The organism is Alteromonas sp. KUL150, from assembly GCF_009811475.1.
Taxonomy (GTDB): domain Bacteria; phylum Pseudomonadota; class Gammaproteobacteria; order Enterobacterales; family Alteromonadaceae; genus Alteromonas; species Alteromonas gracilis.
Genome location: NZ_BLIJ01000037.1, coordinates 1 through 16,191, shown reverse-complemented (window position 1 = coordinate 16,191; position 16,191 = coordinate 1). Strand labels below are relative to the sequence as shown.

The window sequence follows — 16,191 nt, the reverse complement described above, 5'->3', positions numbered from 1 at the left end:
TCATGTCTTTTTTAGGTAAATTATCTATAGAGGCCGTGCCCTATCACGAGCCTATTATTATGGTGACACTTGCCGTAGTGGCACTGGTTGGTGTGGTTATAGCCATGCTCATCACCAAACACAAACAGTGGGGTACCCTGTGGTTTGACTGGATCACGTCTGTCGACCACAAACGTCTTGGTATTATGTACATTGTGCTGGCTATGATCATGCTGCTGCGCGGCTTTGCCGACGCTATTATGATGCGTACTCAGCTTGCAATGGCAACCAATGGTGCGCCCGGGTATCTCCCGCCAGAGCACTACGACCAAATCTTCACAGCCCATGGCGTTATCATGATTATCTTCATGGCGATGCCGTTTATGATTGGCCTAATGAACATCATTCTGCCACTGCAAATTGGTGCCCGTGATGTGGCATTTCCTTTTTTAAATAATTTGAGTTTTTGGTTAACCGCAGGTGGCGCAATTCTAGTGAATGTGTCTTTAGGGTTAGGTGAATTCGCAAAAACAGGGTGGGTTGCTTATCCGCCGCTAGCCGGGTTGGAGTTCAGTCCCGGGGTTGGCGTGGACTATTACATATGGGCCTTGCAGATATCCGGGCTCGGTACGCTGCTAACCGCCGTAAACTTCCTAGTTACCGTGTTTAAAATGCGTGCACCAGGCATGAAGCTAATGCAAATGCCTATTTTCACCTGGACCTGCACATGGGCGAATATTCTTATCGCCGCATCGTTCCCTATTCTTACCGCTGTGTTAGCCATGCTAACGCTAGACCGCTATATGGATTTTCACTTCTTCACTAACGAAGCAGGTGGTAACTCCATGATGTATATCAACCTGTTTTGGGCATGGGGACACCCTGAAGTTTATATTTTGGTATTGCCTGCATTTGGTATTTTCTCAGAGGTTATATCTACGTTTACCGCTAAGCGTTTGTTTGGCTACAAGTCGATGGTTTATGCATCGGGCGCTATTGCCATTCTAGGCTTTATTGTATGGCTGCATCACTTCTTTACCATGGGGTCGAGCGCCAATGTGAATGCTTTCTTCGGCATTATGACCATGGTTATTGCTATACCCACGGGGGTAAAACTATTTAACTGGCTGTTCACCATGTATCGAGGTCGTCTTGTACTGAGTGTGCCTGTGCTATGGACGTTAGGTTTTATGGTGACTTTCACCATCGGCGGTATGACGGGCGTACTGTTAGCTATACCTGGCGCAGATTACGTACTCCACAATAGCTTGTTCCTTATTGCTCACTTTCATAACACCATTATTGGTGGTGCGGTTTTTGGCTACCTGGCGGGCTTTGCCTTTTGGTTCCCGAAAGCCATGGGCTTTAAGCTTGACGAAAAAACCGGAAAAGCAGCCTTTTGGTGCTGGCAAATTGGTTTCCTTTTGGCGTTCATGCCCCTATATGTGCTTGGCTTTTTGGGTATGACACGCCGCTTAAATCACACCGACAACCCTGACTGGAATATCTGGTTATACATTGCTGCATTTGGTGCGTTTGTTATAGCAATTGGTATTTTCTTCCAGCTACTTCAGCTGTTTGTAAGCTTCAAAAACAAAGAGAAGCTTAACGATACAACGGGCGATCCGTGGAATGGTCACACGTTAGAGTGGTCAACGGCGTCACCGCCTCAATTTTACAATTTTGCCAAGATTCCTCACATCAAAGACATTGATGCATGGACGGATATGAAAGAACGCGGCGAGTCGTATCAACGCCCTGAAAAATACACACCTATTCATATGCCAAAAAATACTTCAGCCGGAGTTTTCATGAGCATGAGCTTTACCCTAATGGGCTTTGCGCTTATCTGGCATATTTGGTGGCTTGCAGTTGTCGGTTTAGTGGCAGGAATAGGAGTATTTATTAAGCGTTGCTATACCTCGGATGTTGATTATTACGTGCAGGTAGATGAGGTTGAACGAGTTGAAGCTACGCACTTAAGTGCCAATACAGTGGGAGGTCGCTCATGAGTACTATTGCAACATCAAGCGCCGCATCAATGCCGCATGAACACGCACACGAAGAACATCATGAAAACAACACCATGTTTGGTTTCTGGTTGTATTTAATGACCGACTGTTTGTTGTTTGCTTCTTTCTTTGCCACCTATGCCGTGCTGTTTATGAATACGGCAGGCGGTGTGTCTGGCAAAGATATTTTCGAGCTCAACTTTGTTGCAGTTGAAACCGCCGCTCTGCTTTTAAGCAGCATTACCTTTGGCTTTGCCATGATTTGCGCGCACCGACAAAACAAGTCAGGCGCCCTTGCTTGGCTGGCGGTGACATGGGCACTGGGTGCGTGTTTTATTGGTATGGAGGTGTACGAATTTCATCACCTTATTGAGCATGGCAACGGGCCGCAGCAAAGTGCGTTTCTAACGGCGTTTTTCTCATTAGTGGGACTGCACGGACTACACGTTACAGCGGGCCTTATTTGGATGACAATCATGTTTATTGAAGTAACCCGCCGAGGTCTAGGTGGGCAAACTGTTACCCGACTTAGCTGCTTAAGCTTGTTTTGGCACTTCCTCGATATCGTATGGATATGTGTATTTACCGTAGTGTACTTAATGGGGGCAATGTAATGGCGTTACACGATGCAAAATTAGCTTCAAATACGGACGGTCGCGCTTCATCAACTCACAATAGTGATGACGCACATGGCGATGTGAAGTCTTATGTTATTGGCTTCATTCTATCTGTGGTACTCACCGCTATTCCGTTCACTCTAGTGATGAATGGCGACCTATCTAAAGTTACCACGATTTGGAGCGTGGTAACCCTTGGCTTGGTTCAAATTTGGGTGCACCTTAAGTACTTTTTGCACCTTAACTTTGTTACTGAAGAAGGCAGAGCCAATACGTTTTCATTCTTATTCAGTGCTCTTATTATTTTCATGGTGGTGGGTTTATCCGTTTGGATCATCTACGAATCAAACGCCATGATGATGTATTAGCAAATCTCTGTATTTGCGTGGTCTAGCTTGACGATTACGCCAGGCTTTTCAATGTGTTTACTTCATCGCGGTCAGTACGATAAGCCCTCATGTTTTGCCCTTCTATTGGGGCAACCTATTTGGGGGGCAACATTGGGGCTTCTCGGTACACCTTGATACGCGTCTAAATGGGCGCGTTTTAAATTTGGATTTTACCCATGACCTCTACTTATAAACGTTACCTGTCAGTCACCAAGCCCGGCATTATTATGGGCAATGCTATTTCGGTAACGGGCGGTTTCTTGCTCGCGTCCCGTGGCGATATAGATTACTGGCTGCTGCTCGCTGCGCTCATCGGTTTATCGCTGGTGGTGGCTTCAGGTTGTGTCATTAATAACTGCATTGACCGAGATATCGACGGCAAAATGCAGCGCACGGCCAACCGGGTTACGGTAACAGGCGAGTTGCCATTACTTACTGCGATGTTGCACGGTGCTGTGCTAGGCATTTCGGGGTTCGGCTTGTTAGCAGCTTACACCAACCTTACCGCGGTATTTTTTGCTGTTTTTGGCTACGTTATTTATGTGGGTGTTTACAGCCTGTATATGAAGCGGAACTCGGTATACGGCACATTTGTTGGCAGTTTGTCAGGTGCGGTGCCGCCAGTGGTCGGTTATTGCGCGGTAAGTGGTCAGTTTGATATGGCCGCAGCTATTTTGTTGGGTATGTTCAGCATTTGGCAAATGCCCCATTCTTATGCCATCGCTATCTTCAGATATAACGACTATAAGGCGGCTGGAATTCCTGTGTTGCCCGTATCGCAGGGTATTGCGAAAGCGAAACGCCATATCGTCCTTCATATTGCGTTATTTGCTTTAGTTGTAATGCTGCTTCCACTTAGCGGTTATACGGGCATTGGGTTTTTAACCGTGGCCTTTGCAACCAGCCTTTGGTGGCTGTTAATGGCACTTCGCGGATATAGACCCGACATCAACGTAGAAGGCTGGGCAAAACGTGTTTTTGGTTTCTCCATTGTGAATATAACGCTGTTATCCGTCGCTATGTCACTGGACTATCATACGTCAGTAACGAGTCTGTTTGCGCTCTCGTTCTAATTGACGTGTTTCGACTCACTCGACGTGGTTGGCTTGAAAGCTTCCAATGCAGTGTGCGTATAGCAACGCATTCACTTTGGGCAATCAGGCCTGACCGAGTGCTTTTTGCCCTCTGTACAAGCGAATAATGGTGAAACTATTAACTGCCAGTAGCGTAGCTTCAAGCAGGGTGCCGCCAATAGAACCGACAATAATATTGTTGGTTAGCCAACATATAGCGCCGCACAAAAACGCTAAACGCATGCGTATTCCTGACAAACAAAATAAGGCATAAGTGCCTATGCACGTGCCCAAAACAGGTAATAAATCGTACCAAACTTCGGCCAAATACAGCCCGGCTGCTGCGATATTAATATAAACAGGTAGGCGACACTGCGGGAGCGGGTTTTAATTGAAAATGCCTGTTCTTACCACTGAAAGCAAGGCACTTAAGCATGCGGTTACGGCACCAAGTAGCGCAAAATGCAGGGCGTGATTTAAATTCATCACCACCATCATTATTCGCAGGTGCTGATCATCACGCTGATAAAAGCACAAAATGCCAAGCGCAAAACTCAGCATGCCTATCGCTTGGGCCAAGTCAAATTCTGGTAACAAAAGGGAAGGCTCGTCAATCATTGATAAAGGTTAAGGATACGCAGTTTTTAAACAGCAGAGTAGCCTTTACATCGCTTTTTAGCCCAACACATCACATTGACTAATGGCAGGCGAGTTGTTCACTAGGGTATACTTAGCGTACACGATATTATTCTTAAACCCCCGAGACAAATTAGGTCCTTTCCATGGCAACGGCATCCGCACTTCACATTTTGGTTAAAACAGAGAAAGAAGCGCTTTCTATTTTAGAGCAGCTTAAAAAGGGTAAGGATTTCGCGACGTTAGCAAAGCGTCATTCTAAATGCCCGTCGGGCAAGCGTGGTGGCGATCTTGGTGAATTTCGTAGAGGCCAAATGGTAAAAGCCTTCGACGATGTGGTATTTAAGAAAGACGTGCTCAAAGTACACGGGCCGGTGAAGACCCGTTTCGGCTACCACCTTATTAAAACGCTTTATCGTAGTAATTAAAACCAGAGCCCTTTAAAACCAAAGCCGCTTAAAACCAAAGCAGCTTAAAACCAAAGCCGCAATAGCCGAAGCAAGCCCGGTACATTTAACAAGCGTTAAAGTATGTCTTGGCTAATTACCTTGTTAATTGCCGGGCTCCCACTTTTCACCGCATACTGAATTTTTGGTAAATATGGCGTACGGGCTGTTGGTGTCGTGTAGTGAATTGCGTAGCGCTGCGCCGTGATCTACCGTAATAAAAGGTGTGTCAGAGGCCTTACCTTGTTCATTTAGCATAAAATAGTCGCTGGAGTAGCTTGTTAGCATCATGCGATTGTCGTAACCCATATCGCTTAAGCGAACCCGGGTTATGGCTTTAAATTTAGCGCCGGGGTTAGAAAGGCCTACTATTTTCTTAAAAAAGTAACCTTTATCAGTTTGAAGCTGTGAAAAGCCGTTTAAGGTATTTATTAACGCTTTTACGTCGATGGCTTCGCGCTGTAGCATAAAGTCGTGATGAATAGCATTGCCATCTTTTCTTAAGCTTTCTTCTGAAGGCATTTTACCCGCGGTGTACGCTTGTTCAGACTCCAGTGATGAAAGGTATGCTTGTCCCTCTTCCCCATAGTGGAGTAGCGCTTTGGTGTTCACGTTCACGTAGTAATCGCTAATTCCAGCAGGCACTACTTCAAATAGCATAACATCGGGAGTTATAGCGCCTCGCTCTTCTGGCGTTTGAGGCCCTTTGGCTACGCACTTGTCAGAAATAAAATAGTAATATTGGCCCGCTTCAATGGCGAAAGCTGTGTTAGATAGCACCGTGCAGATGGTCAGAAATAGTAGTCTAGAAGTGAACTGTTTAAATGCCGTGACAGCACTGCCAATTTGCATATCAAAGAAGCCTTATTGTTTGATGCATTAATATATAATACCAACGCATGCGAACTGATATAAGGCGTCATTGTAAGGGGTAGTGGGTCAAAGCGCGAGTTAAGCTTTGAAACGCGCTTTGGATTTAGTTTGTAGCCCAATAAAACTAAGTATGCCCTTAAGACTCAAGTACCTCGTTAACGGGGGCGAAGGACAATGGTGTCGCTAGAGTAGTCTGTAGATATCTGTAAATTGTCGGCAAGGGCGGCAATAAGCGCGTCTACATCATTGGTGTTGAATAGCCCTGCAACTTGCATATTGGCAAGCGCAGCATCACCTAAAACGACGGTTTTGTCCGTATATCGGCTTACTTCTTCAATTACGTCAATTAATGGCTCGCCGCGAAATACAATCTTGCCTTCCCGCCAGCTTAAATCATTCGCGATATCTTCATCTGACACTGTCTCAACGGTGCTGTTAGGCAAAGATAAAAGCGATTTTTCACCTTGAACTAACGTCAGTGGCTGAGCCTGCGGTTTAATAATTGGATCAATAATGCTTTCGCTATTCGCTTTGTTAAGTGTATAGCTGGCGACTTCTACTACGCCTTCGGTAACTACCAGTTCAAGGTCGCCGCGGTGATATTGCACATTAAAAGCAGTACCAACCGCCTGTATAGCTTTACCTGCTGCAAGTACATTGAGCGGGCGGGATTTGTCTTTCGCCACTTCGATATGAAGCTCACCTTTGACAAGCTGAATAATCCGTGAGGTTTCAGTAAAAGCAATGTTCACTTGAGAGTTGGTATTAAGCCATAGTGTACTGCCGTCCTCTAAGCTAATACTCTTGTGCTCGCCCGGTTTGGTCGAGGCTTGTAACGAGTAGCTTGCCATTTGAGCAACAGGTTCGGTTTGATTAGACGGCGAGAATAAATCTAGCCCCTGATAACTTAACAGCCCAACCATTAAAAACGAGGCAGCAATGGCCAGCGGGCGCTTCCAAGTCACGGTCCTGTTTGTTTTGTGTTTGACGCTAGGCTCAGGTGTATGAGGTACGATCTCAGCCAGTTCGCTAAGCACCGACATCTTGTCCCATAACGCTACCATCTCTAGGAAAGTGTCTCGATGCAAAGGCGTTGCAAGCCATGTTTTTAACGCTTGCATTTCTTCGGCATCAAGCCCCTCGTCGAGTTTCACAAGCCATTCGCTGGCGGCATCAAGCACACGCTCATCGCTATTAAACTGCACAACGTTGCTATTGGTGCCTGACTTAGCGTTTTTTATTTCGTTTGTTGAACTATTCATGGGCGTCTCTCTTTACATCCGCCGTACTGTGTTGCCCACCACTTTGATAAGCATTCGGCTGTGTATGCGACGTTGTTTGTCTTCGCATAAACAAGGTGCATCTTTTTATACCTTCAGCTATATGCTTTTCCACGGTTTTTTCGCTTATCTCTAATTCTTGGGCAATCTCTTTAAGAGAGTAGCCATACACTTTCTTCAATACAAATGCGCGCCTGCATTGCTTGGGAAGGGCGCGCACTGCGTCACAAAATAACTTAAACTCTTGCTGGGTGGCGTTGTTGTGAAATGTTTCATCTTCAACACCGCTAATTGCGCTTTCCAACGCTGCCGCAACCTCTACGCTATCATCTACCATGCGCGTTTCAGCGCGTTTAAGATGGTCGTAAGCCAAATTTTTTGCCGTCCTGAACAAAAACGACTTGGGCTCTTTAATATGCTCAGTAGATTTCGCCTGACACAAGCGCACATAGGTGTCTTGTAGTATGTCATCCACTTCTTTAGGCGGCACAAGACGAGATAGCATTTTGGCCATCGAACCGCGCGCCGACATATAGGCATTATGTATAGCTGTTTCTATGGGCATATTATTATTTATTATCGTTGTTACTTACTAAGACGAAAGCCACGTGATTTTCCCCCAGCTATTTTCAGCATTATCACTAAAAAATTAAATTTGTTAATAGGTTGTATTAAATGCGTTGCTGGTTTAAAACAACACCATCTAATTGAGTTGAGAGTGAGGCTCACGCATCACAACTCCCGATAAAACATAATAACAACAGCGTAAACACAACTATGCCTGCGGCAACCACTCTGCACGATTCAATCACCTTGTTACCTTTAAAGCCTAGCGCTTTAACGGTGGCGCTTTGCATGGTGTTGTTAGGGGTGAACCACGTTGCTTATGCTGAGTCGGTAGAGCCTGATCAGCAAGCAGAGGTGCTCGCGCAAAATGCGTTGCCCCTTCCTGCTATAGATTTTGCTATTCCTGCACAGAGAGCAGACGAGGCGATTATTGCTTTTGCTAATCAAGCCGAGCTAACTGTTGTCTTTCCATATAACAAAGTAAGGCATATCTCAGCGAATGAAGTAAGTGGTAACTATACACCTCAGCTCGCAATTAAAAAGCTTTTAGAAGGAACAGGGCTGAGTGCTCACATTGTGGACAACACGCGCATAAAAATAGTGCCTATTGGTGAGAGAGATAAAAGTAATTATTTACTTGGGCGCTTGTTTGATACCGTTACCGCACAAGGCGACAGCCTAGTAACCGTGCCAGACGAGCAAGGCAACTATAATATTGAATATATTGAAGTAAGAGGCTTACGGGCGCGTATCGCCCAATCAGTTGCTATTAAACGCAATGCCAGCGTTATTATGGACACAATTCAGTCGGTGGACATGGGTAAGTTTCCTGATCAAAACCTTGCAGAGGCATTACAGCGGGTGTCTGGAGTATCTATCGACCGCGCCGAGGGAGAAGGGCAGCTTGTCACAGTGCGAGGTTTTGGACCTGAATTTAATAGGGTGTTGCTCAACGGTAGACCAATGGCAACTGATAAGCTTGGGCGCGAATTTAGCTTCGATACCCTAGCCTCTGAGATTGTTAGTAGTGTGGTCGTACATAAGCAAAGCCAAGCAAGTATGCAATCGGGCGGAATTGGCGCAACGATAGATGTTCAAACAGCTAAACCTTTGTCCTTCAAGGGAATGCGAGCGGCTGGCAGCGTCAAAATGCAATACGATACCAACTCGCAGCAATACGCGCCTTCAACGTCTGCTATGTTCAGCAACACCTATTTAAATAACTCGTTGGGTGTTTTAGCCTCCTTTACTCAACACCAACGTCAAGCCAGACTAGAAGAAGCGCAAATCGATGGCTGGTTGGTAAATACGAACGTACCTGAAAGTGAGCTTTCTAAAGACGTTGATACGTTATACGTTCCCAGAAATTACGATCAGAGAGTGCGTTTTGACGATAGAACCCGTACAGGGTCTGCGCTCGTTTTACAGTATCGACCTAACAACAAGCTGGAGCTTACTGCCGACTATTTGGGGTCGACATTCGACGTCGAGACCTCTGCAACCTCAATGGGACATTGGTTCACCTCAAGTAATCTTGAAGATGTCACGGTGGATGAAAACGGCACGGCGGTGGCTTTCTCACAAATCAGTGGCCATGCCACCGACTTTCACGCTCGCACATTTAATCGTTCATCCACCTCACAGAGCTTTGGCGTTTCAGCAAGTTATCTTGCAAGCGATAGTATTATAGTCGATGCTGACTTGTCTTATTCGAAAGCCAATGTCGACGACAATAATGGAGAAGGTAACGCACTTTCACTTATCGGTTATCTTAACCGCTCTTCCTTCGATCACACCCAGCAAAATGTCCTACCCGCGATATCGGGTTTTGAGCAAGCCAACCCAGGCCAAGTAAATGCGTTTGGTGAGCCAGTAGGCGTATCGCATTACTTAGACCCTTCAAACGGTCGCGCTCACGTTATGTTACGTAGAGGGTGGAGTATTGATGACGATATAGGGCAGGCGAAGGTGAATATCAGCGTATTGGGCGACGATAACTGGTTTAGCAAAATTGACGTTGGTGCAGCCTTAACTCAGCGAGAAAAAGCCAACGAAAGAAGAGACAACGAAGCAGATGCAAGACACTGTAGTTTTTGTGGCTATTTCGATACGCCGGATATTCCAGATAGCTTTCAAACCATATTTGATGCGGGCGATGATTTTCTTGGTTCGATAAGTGGGCATGAAAATATTCCTCATCAATGGTTGAGGCACGACGGCAGTAGATTGTTCACTTACTTGGAAAACACAGGGGGTGTTAGTCTCGCCGCTGAAACAAGAGGAAGTTCTTTTGCCGTTAAAGAAACAGTGTATGCGGGGTATATTCAGGCCGCCATTGAAAAGGATTACGCGCCTTGGTTTATCGATATTCATGTAGGGCTTCGGGCTGAATATACAGATGTGCAGGTAAGTGGCGTCGACGAGCAGCTATCAGCGCTTGTCATTTTAGATCAAACCGAACTCGGGCAGGAATTTGGTGCGTCGGTAAATATCAATGAGTCCACAAATTATACCAACTTACTTCCAAGTTTGAGTTTGAAAGCCAGCTGGCTTGATAATTGGGTGCTACGCGTGGCTTATAACCACAGTATTACTCGCCCAACTTTGGAGCAGATGGCCCCAGGCGTGACTTATACCACCACGCGGCAAGGAGGCGATTTAAGGGCACGTATTGGAAATTCACAGCTACTGCCCTTTGAGGCAATTAATACTGATTTTGCCATTGAGCACTATTACCAAGAAAACAGCTATGTATCAGCAGGCTATTTCATAAAAACAGTGGATAACTTCATCGTGAATGAGAGCAATACGCAAGCATTCAATAACGTAACTGACCCTAGTACCGGCGATGATCCAAACGCAGTTGATGATGCCGACGCTTTAGCCTTGTTTACAGTAATTTCGCCTAACAACGGTGAATCTGCAACCGTCGAAGGTGTAGAGATAGCGATGCAACACTTTTTTGGTGAGTCAGGGTGGGGATTACAGGCCAATGCAAGTTTCGTAGACAGCAACGCAGAGCTGGATGCGGCCAATGTTCGCTCAACCTTTGCGCTTACCGGGCTATCTGGCGCAAAGAATGTGGTGCTGTTTTATGAAAAAGACGCCTTACAATGGCGCGTGGCTTGGAACCAGCGAGAAGGCTTTCTGCAATCGCTCAACCAAACTCAAAGTACTGAGCCAACCTTTGTCAGCCCATATCAACAGTGGGATATGAGTCTTTCATATCAAATTAGCCCTCGCGTCGCCATATCCTTTGAGGGTATCAATATTACTAATGAAACTGTGCATAAACGCGGCCGTTTCAGTAATCATTTATTACTTGTACAAGATGCAGGCGCCCGCTATGCATTAGGGGTTAACATCATTTACTAATCGTTCTGGTTATTTTGGCGCATAGCACTCTACGACTTTGGCTTACCTTGCTCTAATGCTTCTATTTCTTTCCAAAGCTGCTCAGATTGTGCGGTGAGCAATGAGTAGGTTTTTATGTCGCCGTTTCTTTGAGCATGCATGGCTTTTTCAAGCAAAGCGTCATACTGCTTTCGCATCTTTTTCGTTGGGTTACTTTTGAAAAGTCCAAACATGGTAAACATCCTATATGATTATTTAGCGAGGAAACGTTTGAAAACAAACTTTCGATCACCTTTTGTATGTGAATAAACCTTCATGAATGTTTTGCACAAAGTACACACTGTGGTCGTAGCATGCTTTTAGCTGCTAAACTAATGTAAAGTTATGATCGGTAAAGAGCGCATCAAAAAACAATACTGGCGTTTGCGGTTAGCCTGCCTTCTTTCACATCAACAGAGTTCGAAATATCGTTAGGTAAACAGCCGCTGTGCAGCAAGTTGGCAGGATACAATAAAGCGCGGTTGAATTTTGGTTCTACTCGGGCTATTTGAGTAAACATGTCGGTATCACCATTGATGTAAGCTTTTGGCGGAAGCCCTACGCTGGTGGCCTGCCGTTTTAGCGTTCTGAAATAGTTTTCATACTGGGCTGAGTCTACGCGCTCTAATTCGGTTTCAATATGTCGATAAAAAGCCGTGCCGCCCAAAGGTTCACTAAACAGGTAGTGCACGAATGCCCATTCATTATCACTTTGTGTATCAATGTGTGGAATACATTGAATGGGCGATAAACTTTTCGGCGCTTGATTGGCGATGGAAAGCTGCACAAGTGGTATTTGAAGTGGTTTTTCCACGCCAAAGCTTTGCATACTTTCGTGCAAAGCAAGTTGGCAAAACAGTTTATGTAGCGAGGTATGTAGGTGTGCTTCATACCCTTTAGGCGCGTGACTTCTAACACCGGGGTAAAAGTCGCCATCTTGTTTTGTAAATCGGTGGTGTTGAGCAATTGTTTCTACCAAACTCTGCGGGTCTGGTATGAAATCATCAATAACAACAACCGGCGTGGCTTTTTCGCCAACTTTAATTAATTCGTAGTTTGAAACCATGCGTCTGCGTTTTTATTTGCCTTGTTCTTTTTGTCGATAAGGGCATAGATTTGTGCGTTTGACGCTATGAGCGTGTAAATGCTTTGCAACATGTTTTGTGCATGCAAATCAGCAATCGCGTCAGCGCTAAGCGCCGCTAGCTTATCCTCATCAATAGTATATAACCCTGTTATAGACGTTTTGCTTTCGTTTTCAAAGGTAATATTTAACGTAAATGGTGTAATAAGGTTGTGCTGTTGCAGCACGGCAATAAAACGCTGATTTTGCGTTTCACCGTCAAGAAGCTGAGCAAGGATCTGCTGCTTCTCTAACAGGTAGCTGCTAGGCTCTCCTGTGTTATCAAAAAGCGGCGTACCTTTTTCTTCGCTTACTGAAGCGTTATCCATATCGATGCACAGCAAGCGGTTACTGCTGTCAGCGCTTTGCGCTTCCGTTCCTACATAAAAAGGCAAGCGTTCAAACTGTGCGGGAATATACACCGCATCCCATTCACCTTGTTGCCAAAATAGGTTTTCTTTTTCTTCAAAACCAAGCAAGGCAGATAAGCCAAATTGTCCAGAATCGTCAAACTTGGTGATCACCACGGGGTAATATACCACAAGCTTGTTGAGTTCAGAGACCACCACAGGAACAAGGTGCTGATTGGCACTGAGTGACAATGCATCGTCGGTTACTTTCAAATCTGCATGCTGTTTATTATTAATGGCAACCATGTGAGTCATACGTAGGTCCTGCTTATTGATTTACGTTAAACGGCCTGCAGGCCGAATTGGTGAATTTTATTAATAAGTTCGCGATGTTTAGGCAGCTTCTCCACCGCCATGTCGCGTGCTTTCCTGTTCTGCATCAATTGCTGCTTGGCAAAGTCTTCATTTACCCATTGTTGATGTGTAGCTAAATCTGAAGTAAACCCCATTCCGTACAGCACATACTGATAGCTTGCCGCGGGGAATACCTCGTTGTTGCTGGTAAAGTCTTTGTCACTAGGCGGGTGGTATTGCCACAGTACGAGTAATTCTTTTAATGAATCCGGAATAGTATGACTATCGCGATTGTCCCGCCAAAATGCGCTGTCTTCTCGCTTACTCAACATGTAATGCAGCTTTAAGAAGTCGATAATTCGCTGCCAACGGTAAGAAAAGGTGTCGTTAAAGCGCTTCGCCATAATATCCATCACGGCTCGGTTTGCTGGCAATTGTTCGGCAATCATTGAGGCCGATAATTCAACCAGTACAAGGGCCGAGGCTTCTAAAGGTTCTAAAAAGCCCGCTGCTAGCCCAACAGCCACGCAGTTGTTTTGCCAAAAGCGCTGCCTGTGTCCGCTTTGAATAGTAATGTCTTTTACGTTTATCCCTTCTATGCCATTCAATGAGCTAGTTTGGCGAACGTAGGCATCTAACCGAGCATAGGCGTCATCTTTACTTTGGTGCCTGCTGGAATAGACGTGGCCTACACCTCGGCGTGACTGCAAACCGATATCCCAAATCCAACCAGCGTCTTGTGCGGTGGAGATAGTGTGGGATGCAATAGGGCTTTGTGTGGTATCATAGGGTACGTGCACTGCCAACGCGCGGTCGATAAAAAGTACATCGTTGCAAGGAATAAACGGCACCTTGTAATGTTCGCCAAGCAGCATAGATTTAAACCCGGTACAGTCAACAAACAGATCGCCTTCTACTGTTACCTCTTGCTCGGTATGAAGAGCCTTAATATCGCCGCTGTCATTGCTTTTGACGCGGTTAACATCGGCTAGTACATGGTGTACGCCTAGTTTTTCAGTACAGTGTTTGGTTAAAAAGGCGGTAAATTTTCCTGCATCTAGGTGATAAGCATAGTTTGCGGTGCCTGCAAACTCTGCGTGGCGTATGCTTTTAGGTGCACAACCTGCTTCGCATATAGCTTCCTGAACACATACTGCCTGGGAAAAAGACTCGTTTAATTCTGGTGCTACAGTCTGCCAGTAAGGACCTAAATTTGTTTGCGAAAACCCTTGGGGCAGCATGAGAGGGTGGTAGTAAAAATCGTGCTCTTCACCTGTAGTCCACTTAGCGAACTTTGCGCCCTGTTTAAATGTAGCGTCACATTCTTTGATAAAAGTGGTTTCGCTAATACCTAATGCAATTAGTGTTGAGCGCATGGTTGGCCAGGTGCCTTCGCCCACGCCAATAATAGGCACATTGGGGCTTTCTACTAAGGTTACTTTAATGTCTTTGCGGGTAGCGCATTGATGTTGCGCTGCAATACGACCAGCCGTTAGCCACCCTGCGCTACCGCCACCAACTACTACAATGTGCGTTATGGGAGTTGCTGTTGTCATACTGATTTCCTGAATAAAAACTGTGGCTACCAAAGGGTAGCCACGAATGTAGGGCCAACAAATGCCGGCCCCAATTACGCGAAACTAAAAGTTTCCGCGCACACCGAGAGCCCAACGTCTGCCGCTGTCTTCAACTAACAGCAAGTGATTAGAGAAGCGACCGCGTTTATGTACAAACTCTTCCGTAAGGTTAATACCTTCAAAGAAGATTTCTACATTGTCTGTCACGCTGTAGCTACCGCTAATGTCAAGCTGTTGGTAAGACTCAACAATGGTTGGGCCGTCACCCTGCCCTTGTGTTAACGACTGAACAAACTCATCACGCCAGTTATAGGCAAGTCGAATTTGATAGTCGTCAGTTTCATAAAATGCCACTAAGTTGTATGAATCACTCAACCCAGTTAGCGCAAATACTTGATTAATATCGAACGGGTCTAGTTCGGCGTCACTGTCAACGATGGTTCCGTTGGCAAGTACCCCAAAGCCGTTGTCAAACGTATGTTGAATTGCAAGCTCGAATCCGTCTACTGTTGCGTCTTCCCCGTTATTTGGCAGTGTATTGGTAAACACAGCCACCTCGTCACCCGCATCTGGCGCGCTAGTATTTGCTCCTGTAGAAGGGTCGGTTAGCAGGCCGCCGTCAGCAAGCTCAAACGTTTTGTCTTCTTGACTATTAACAATAAAGTTCGATACCAGCTTTCTGAAGTAACCAATCGATGCATAGCTTGCTTCGTCGTAGTAATACTCAAGGGATAAGTCCAGGTTATCCGATTTGAATGGCTCTAGTGCAGGGTTACCACTTGTGGACGTTAAGTCACCACCTTGGCGGGTGGTCGTAATGACTGTTACCGGCGACATGCTGTTAAGCGTGGGCCGAGTAATAGTTGAACTTGCCGCAAAGCGCGCAATTAAGTCGTCGGTAATTTCCAAACGTACACTGAAGTTTGGTAATAGCACGTCGTAATCAGACTCTGTGGCAATACTTTGCGCGTCGCCAAAACCCGCGAGCATTTCGGTTTGATCCAGAATCGTTAAGCCTGTTATTGGCGCCTGCGTTCCGTTAACCGTTACATCCGTCATTTCATAACGCACACCAGCGGTTGCGCTTAAGAACATGTCTGCTACTTCGCCTTCAAAATCGAATTCTACGTAGGTAGAGAGAATATCTTCTTCAACTTCAAAGCTATTGTTGCGACGTACCGCATCAAAACTAATAGATTCGCCATTTACGCTTTGATAATAAGATTCTAGAAACGCAAAGTTCGCTTCGCCATCATGGGCAAGCCAAGAGGTGGGCATACGACCGCTACCACTTACGTCAGAAAGGAAATCGCTGCCCGCATCAAAAACGTATTGGCTGCCTGCTGGGATCTCAGGTAAGTCAGGGTAACCACAGTAAGTACAGTGAATACCTACGCCTTCATTGTCCCAGCGGGTGAGTGATTTGGTTTCGGTACTGTACTGTGTGCCAAAGCGAATTTCAGTTAGGCCGCTGCCATCTGTTACGTATTCGCCGTCAAAGCGCAGTTGGCTTACTTCGTCT

The 16,191-nt window shown here is 45.7% G+C and carries 14 protein-coding genes and 1 pseudogene; 6 read left to right on the top strand and 9 right to left on the bottom strand.

The window, feature by feature from the left end:
- Positions 1-2: 2 nt before the first annotated feature.
- The 4 genes from cyoB to cyoE all read left to right on the top strand — a co-directional run bounded on the left by cyoB (position 3) and on the right by cyoE (position 4,070).
- A complete protein-coding gene (gene cyoB / locus GVO62_RS08510; RefSeq protein ID WP_159118582.1) occupies positions 3-1,991 on the top strand; it encodes a cytochrome o ubiquinol oxidase subunit I in 1,989 nt (662 codons plus the stop codon).
- On the top strand, positions 1,988-2,605 hold the full coding sequence (gene cyoC / locus GVO62_RS08505) for a cytochrome o ubiquinol oxidase subunit III (RefSeq protein ID WP_159118581.1): 618 nt from the start codon (positions 1,988-1,990) through the stop codon (positions 2,603-2,605). The genes cyoB and cyoC overlap by 4 nt, the downstream gene beginning before the upstream one ends.
- On the top strand, positions 2,605-2,976 hold the full coding sequence (gene cyoD / locus GVO62_RS08500) for a cytochrome o ubiquinol oxidase subunit IV (RefSeq protein ID WP_159118580.1): 372 nt from the start codon (positions 2,605-2,607) through the stop codon (positions 2,974-2,976). Before cyoC ends, cyoD begins: the two co-directional genes overlap by 1 nt.
- 197 nt (positions 2,977-3,173) lie before the next feature.
- The gene (cyoE, locus tag GVO62_RS08495) at positions 3,174-4,070 is read left to right on the top strand and encodes a heme o synthase (RefSeq protein WP_159118579.1); all 897 of its coding nucleotides are present in this window, start codon (positions 3,174-3,176) and stop codon (positions 4,068-4,070) included.
- 84 nt (positions 4,071-4,154) lie between these two features.
- Here cyoE and GVO62_RS08490 read toward each other — a convergent pair.
- Positions 4,155-4,649, bottom strand: a pseudogene (locus GVO62_RS08490) (YgjV family protein).
- 203 nt (positions 4,650-4,852) lie between these two features.
- Here GVO62_RS08490 and ppiC point away from each other — a divergent pair.
- Entirely contained in the window at positions 4,853-5,134 is a 282-nt protein-coding gene (gene ppiC, locus GVO62_RS08485) for a peptidylprolyl isomerase PpiC (RefSeq protein WP_012520075.1), read from the top strand.
- A 123-nt stretch (positions 5,135-5,257) separates the two neighbouring features.
- Here ppiC and GVO62_RS08480 read toward each other — a convergent pair whose 3' ends face one another.
- The 3 genes from GVO62_RS08480 to GVO62_RS08470 form a co-directional block, all read right to left on the bottom strand.
- Positions 5,258-6,004, bottom strand: a complete 747-nt coding sequence (locus GVO62_RS08480) for a hypothetical protein (protein ID WP_159118578.1) — start codon at positions 6,002-6,004, stop codon at positions 5,258-5,260.
- Between the two features lie 176 nt (positions 6,005-6,180).
- Complete coding sequence (locus GVO62_RS08475) at positions 6,181-7,287, bottom strand: FecR family protein (protein WP_159118577.1); 1,107 nt, start codon at positions 7,285-7,287, stop codon at positions 6,181-6,183.
- Positions 7,280-7,870, bottom strand: a complete 591-nt coding sequence (locus GVO62_RS08470; RefSeq protein WP_159118576.1) for a sigma-70 family RNA polymerase sigma factor — start codon at positions 7,868-7,870, stop codon at positions 7,280-7,282. Before GVO62_RS08470 ends, GVO62_RS08475 begins: the two co-directional genes overlap by 8 nt.
- A gap of 290 nt (positions 7,871-8,160) precedes the next feature.
- Here GVO62_RS08470 and GVO62_RS08465 point away from each other — a divergent pair, with 290 nt between their 5' ends.
- On the top strand, positions 8,161-11,247 hold the full coding sequence (locus tag GVO62_RS08465; protein WP_373996013.1) for a TonB-dependent receptor: 3,087 nt from the start codon (positions 8,161-8,163) through the stop codon (positions 11,245-11,247).
- Positions 11,248-11,276: 29 nt separating this feature from the next.
- Here GVO62_RS08465 and GVO62_RS08460 read toward each other — a convergent pair whose 3' ends face one another.
- The 5 genes from GVO62_RS08460 to GVO62_RS08440 form a co-directional block, all read right to left on the bottom strand.
- Positions 11,277-11,459 (bottom strand): DUF6435 family protein, encoded by a 183-nt coding sequence (locus GVO62_RS08460; protein ID WP_105932721.1) that lies wholly within the window; start codon positions 11,457-11,459, stop codon positions 11,277-11,279.
- Between the two features lie 170 nt (positions 11,460-11,629).
- Positions 11,630-12,331 carry a DUF6445 family protein gene (locus GVO62_RS08455; RefSeq protein WP_159118574.1) on the bottom strand — a complete coding sequence of 234 codons (702 nt, stop codon included), beginning with the start codon at positions 12,329-12,331 and terminating at the stop codon, positions 11,630-11,632.
- Positions 12,310-13,053: a SapC family protein gene (locus GVO62_RS08450; protein ID WP_159118573.1), complete on the bottom strand. Its 744-nt coding sequence runs from the start codon at positions 13,051-13,053 to the stop codon at positions 12,310-12,312. Before GVO62_RS08450 ends, GVO62_RS08455 begins: the two co-directional genes overlap by 22 nt.
- Positions 13,054-13,079: 26 nt before the next feature.
- Entirely contained in the window at positions 13,080-14,648 is a 1,569-nt protein-coding gene (locus GVO62_RS08445) for a tryptophan halogenase family protein (RefSeq protein WP_159118572.1), read from the bottom strand.
- An 84-nt stretch (positions 14,649-14,732) separates the two neighbouring features.
- Positions 14,733-16,191 (bottom strand): TonB-dependent receptor (locus tag GVO62_RS08440; RefSeq protein WP_159118571.1); only part of this gene is annotated, 1,459 nt, incomplete at its 5' end.

Excerpts from the sequence above, each read along its gene's own strand:
- GVO62_RS08465 (WP_373996013.1), top strand. The coding sequence starts at position 8,161 with ATGGTGTTGTTAGGGGTGAACCACGTTGCTTATGCTGAGTCGGTAGAG.
- GVO62_RS08470 (WP_159118576.1), bottom strand. The coding sequence starts at position 7,870 with ATGCCCATAGAAACAGCTATACATAATGCCTATATGTCGGCGCGCGGT.
- GVO62_RS08450 (WP_159118573.1), bottom strand. The coding sequence starts at position 13,053 with ATGACTCACATGGTTGCCATTAATAATAAACAGCATGCAGATTTGAAA.
- GVO62_RS08455 (WP_159118574.1), bottom strand. The coding sequence starts at position 12,331 with ATGGTTTCAAACTACGAATTAATTAAAGTTGGCGAAAAAGCCACGCCG.
- cyoD (WP_159118580.1), top strand. The coding sequence starts at position 2,605 with ATGGCGTTACACGATGCAAAATTAGCTTCAAATACGGACGGTCGCGCT.
- ppiC (WP_012520075.1), top strand. The coding sequence starts at position 4,853 with ATGGCAACGGCATCCGCACTTCACATTTTGGTTAAAACAGAGAAAGAA.
- cyoC (WP_159118581.1), top strand. The coding sequence starts at position 1,988 with ATGAGTACTATTGCAACATCAAGCGCCGCATCAATGCCGCATGAACAC.
- GVO62_RS08475 (WP_159118577.1), bottom strand. The coding sequence starts at position 7,287 with ATGAATAGTTCAACAAACGAAATAAAAAACGCTAAGTCAGGCACCAAT.
- GVO62_RS08460 (WP_105932721.1), bottom strand. The coding sequence starts at position 11,459 with ATGTTTGGACTTTTCAAAAGTAACCCAACGAAAAAGATGCGAAAGCAG.
- cyoB (WP_159118582.1), top strand. The coding sequence starts at position 3 with ATGTCTTTTTTAGGTAAATTATCTATAGAGGCCGTGCCCTATCACGAG.
- GVO62_RS08445 (WP_159118572.1), bottom strand. The coding sequence starts at position 14,648 with ATGACAACAGCAACTCCCATAACGCACATTGTAGTAGTTGGTGGCGGT.
- cyoE (WP_159118579.1), top strand. The coding sequence starts at position 3,174 with ATGACCTCTACTTATAAACGTTACCTGTCAGTCACCAAGCCCGGCATT.
- GVO62_RS08480 (WP_159118578.1), bottom strand. The coding sequence starts at position 6,004 with ATGCAAATTGGCAGTGCTGTCACGGCATTTAAACAGTTCACTTCTAGA.